At 68.6% G+C, this 3520-nt stretch carries 3 protein-coding genes; 1 reads left to right on the forward strand and 2 read right to left on the reverse strand.

From position 1 onward, the window contains the following. A partial coding sequence (locus tag IJH84_RS25360) for an FAD-linked oxidase C-terminal domain-containing protein (RefSeq protein ID WP_295149846.1) occupies window positions 1-1586 on the forward strand: 1586 nt, incomplete at its 5' end. Between the two features lie 106 nt (window positions 1587-1692). Here IJH84_RS25360 and IJH84_RS25365 read toward each other — a convergent pair. Further along, on the reverse strand, window positions 1693-2256 hold the full coding sequence (locus tag IJH84_RS25365; protein WP_295149847.1) for a hypothetical protein: 564 nt from the start codon (window positions 2254-2256) through the stop codon (window positions 1693-1695). 26 nt (window positions 2257-2282) lie between these two features. Then, window positions 2283-2873 carry a TetR family transcriptional regulator C-terminal domain-containing protein gene (locus IJH84_RS25370; protein WP_295149848.1) on the reverse strand — a complete coding sequence of 197 codons (591 nt, stop codon included), beginning with the start codon at window positions 2871-2873 and terminating at the stop codon, window positions 2283-2285. Window positions 2874-3520: the final 647 nt, after the last annotated feature.

The raw sequence follows: 3520 nt of genomic DNA on the forward strand, positions 1-3520 counted from the left end.
CGGTGGGATGCCTGCACATCCGCCCGTTCGTCGACCTTGCGGAGCCGGGCGAGACGGAGAAGATGCGCGCCGTGGCCGAAGAGGTGAAATCGCTGGTGACGGCCTACGGCGGGGTGAACTCCAGCGAGCACGGCGACGGCCTGGCGCGCAGCGAGTTCAACCGCGAGATTTTCGGCGACGAGCTGTACGAGGCGATGTGCCGGGTCAAGCGACTCTTCGACCCGGCCGGAACGCTGAATTCCGGCAAGATCGTCGAGGCGCCGTCGATGACCGACAACCTGCGCGACGCGGCATTGCCGGAGCCGGGACCGTTCCGGCCGCGGTTGTCGTTCGAGGTGGTCGGCGGAATGCGCGGCTCGGCGGATCGGTGCATGAACATCGGGGTGTGCCGGAAAAGCACCAGCGGTGCGATGTGTCCGTCCTACATGGCCACCACGCGCGAGGAGGACTCGACGCGGGGGCGCGCCAACGCCCTGGTCAAGGCGCTGTCGGAGCCCGATCCGAAGGCGGCGTTGGGAGATGAGCGGCTGCACGAGGTGCTGGACCTGTGTCTGATGTGCAAGGCGTGCAAGAGCGAGTGCCCGCTGGGTGTGGACATGGCGAAGCTCAAGAGCGAAACGCTGTCGCACTACCACGACGAGCACGGGGTGCCGTTGCGTTCTCGCGTGTTCGGGTCGATCCGCGCGCTGAACAGGCTGGGGTCGGCGACGGCTCCGCTGTCGAACCTGCCCGGCCGGATTCCGTTGCTGCGCAAGGCGATGCAGCGGCTGCTCGGCATCACGGCGAACCGGCCGTTGCCGCGGTTCGAGCGGCGCAACCTCGGCTCCTGGTTCCGCGAACGCGCGCGGCCCGAGTCCGCTCCTCGCGGCCCGATCTTGTTCCTGGCGGACTCGTTCACCACCTACACCGAACCGGCCATCGGCAAGGCCGCTGTCGACCTGCTGGAGCGAGCCGGTTACGAGGTCCGGCTGGTCACCGAGGGCTGCTGCGGCAGGTCGAGCCTGTCGAAAGGTCTCGTCGACGATGCGCAGCGCAAGGCGCAAGACCTGGTGTCGCGACTGTCCGATTCGGACGCGCCGATCGTCGGTTGCGAGCCTTCCTGCGTGCTGACCTTGCGGGACGAAACGCTGTCCATGCTGCCGGACTCCGGCGCGGCACGGGATGTTGCGGGCCGGGTGCGACAGCTCGAAGAAGTGCTGTCCGAAGCCATCGACGCCGGAGACCTGGAGCTATCGGCGGATTCCTGGCCCGCGGCGAGGAAAGTCGTCTTCCACGGACACTGCCATCAGAAAGCTGAGGTCGGCACCTCGGCGACCGTCGAGCTGCTGCGGCGTATCCCCGGGGCCGAGGTGGTGGAGCTGGACGCCGGATGTTGCGGCATGGCGGGCTCTTTCGGTTTCGAGGCGGAGCACTACGAGCTGTCGATGACCGTGGGTTCCGACCGGTTGTTCCCGGCTGTCACGGCTGAACCTGCCACCACGATCGTCGCCGCCACCGGTGTCTCCTGCCGTCAGCAGATCGCGCACGGGACTCCGCGCGAGGCCCATCATCCGATCGAACTGCTGCGGGCCGCGTTGCGGGACTGAGTCCCTGTCGCTGCGTGTGCAGTCCGGCGTGCGGTCTTGCGGACTCGTGCCGCGGCGGACTGTCCGGTCCCGGCTCGTGGGCGGGCCGGGACCGGCGACCGGAGGCTCAGCGCGTCGCGTCGGTTTCGACTCGGCCCCTTCCGGCGAAGGCGGGTCCGGCGAGGAACCAGATTGCGGTCACGATTCCGAGCATCGACATCATGCTCCAATATGGATGTTGCGAGGCCTCCGCGGCCGACCCGGGCACGATGGAGCCGTCGATCGCCAACATCACCAGCAGCAGCGCGGAGGCGATCGCGGAGGCCAGCAGCACGCGCAGCCATTCCCGCCACAGCGCCAGAACTTCCGCCCGCGACCCCTTCGCGGGCTTGTCCGGCTTCGGGCCGCGGTTGAACCAGTACCGGAACCTGGCGTCGGCCCAGGAAATGGTGGCGTGACCGAAGGCAACGGTGAATCCCAAGTAGACGGCCGCGAGGGCGTGCGCCTGCGTTGGTTCCGCACCGCGAGCCAGGTCGACGGCGACCAGTGCGACCAGCACGACGTCCACCAGCGGGACACAGCGCAGCAACCAGCTGCTCAGCCGTTCCTGCCGCGCGAGGTAGCGGGCGGCGAGACCGGCCACCAGGAACACCCAGAACGCCGCCTCAGCGGCGAAAATGGCTGCGATCATTGCGATTACTCCCCAGTTGTAGGTGTTCAGCGAGCGGCGCCGAACAGGTAGTGCTCCAGCAACTCGACGGCCTGCTGCCGGGTGAGCAGCGCCGGAGCGGTCAGCAGCTCGAAGGTCAGCCCGTCCACGAAGGCGTTGAGCCCGGCCGCCGCGTGTTCGTAGTCGGCATCGGGCGCGAGCTGGCCGAGTTCTCCCAAACCCCGCACGACGTGCCGCAGGAACTCGCGCACCTCGGCGGCTTGCTGCGCCACGGCGGCCGCGAGGGCCGGGTCGAACCGGGCGCGATGCACGAACTCCAGCCAAATGCTCAGCTCCCGGGCGGTGTCGTCGCGCAGCGGCATCAGTTCGCCGAGCATCGCGAGCACCCGTTGCCGCACGTCCGGCTCCTCGGCCGCCTGGCGCACCCGCTCGCTGACCCGGTCCGAGAGCGAGCGCAGCGCGAACTCGTGCAGTTCGGCCTGAGTGCCGAAGAAGTGCCGGACCGATCCGGTGGCCAGCCCCGATTCGGCCGCCACCTTCCGCACCGATGCCTCTTCCAGCCCACCGCGGTCCAACGTCCGCCACACCGCGTCGACGATGACCCGCCGCCGCGCCTCCTGATCGATCGTGCGTACCACCGCACCAAACTAACACACCTGTGCTAGCAACAGTGGCACGCCCAACTTCGCCACAGTCGCGCGGGTCCTGTCCGAGTGAACGGACTGTTGGTCCCAATAGATTGGTCAAACGGTCCGTTCGCTCGGAGCTGGCGCCCGCTACGGAGCGGGGTTGGGTGGAGTGAACGGACTGTTGGTCCCAATAGATTGGTCAAACGGTCCGTTCGCTCAAGGTCGGGGGCGGGGCGGCGCCGGGGGGGGAGGGGAGCCGGCGCCGCCCCGGTTCAGGCGGCCGTCCTGGGAGGGGTGGTCGGCCACCGGATCTCGCCCGGTTGGGCCGGGCGTTCGGGGGAGGGTGGTTTCCGCGCCATGTCGGGGGATTCTTCAGCGGCGCGGACGCAGGCTCGGCATCGGGACTCGGTGGCGGGCGGGTTCTCGGCCAGCCGCCGATGCACCGGTCCGGTGACGAAATGCCCGCATGCGCAAGGCGCTCGGAACGTCTCGAACCACTCCGGGACGAGGTGCCATGCCGACTCCAGCACCGAAGTCATCCACGTCCATCCGCGCGCAGTCATCGGGAATCCCCGCCTTCGTGGAACTTCTCGCACCGCGTGGCGTCTTCCGGCCCGAGGTACACCTGCGAGCAGTGGAAGCAGGTTCGCAATTTC

It is taken from the genome of Saccharopolyspora sp., from assembly GCF_017434145.1.
GTDB classification, from domain to species: Bacteria; Actinomycetota; Actinomycetes; order Mycobacteriales; family Pseudonocardiaceae; genus Saccharopolyspora_C; species Saccharopolyspora_C galaxeae.

Coding starts and splice junctions, on each gene's coding strand:
- IJH84_RS25365 (WP_295149847.1), bottom strand. CDS start 2,256: ATGATCGCAGCCATTTTCGCCGCTGAGGCGGCGTTCTGGGTGTTCCTG.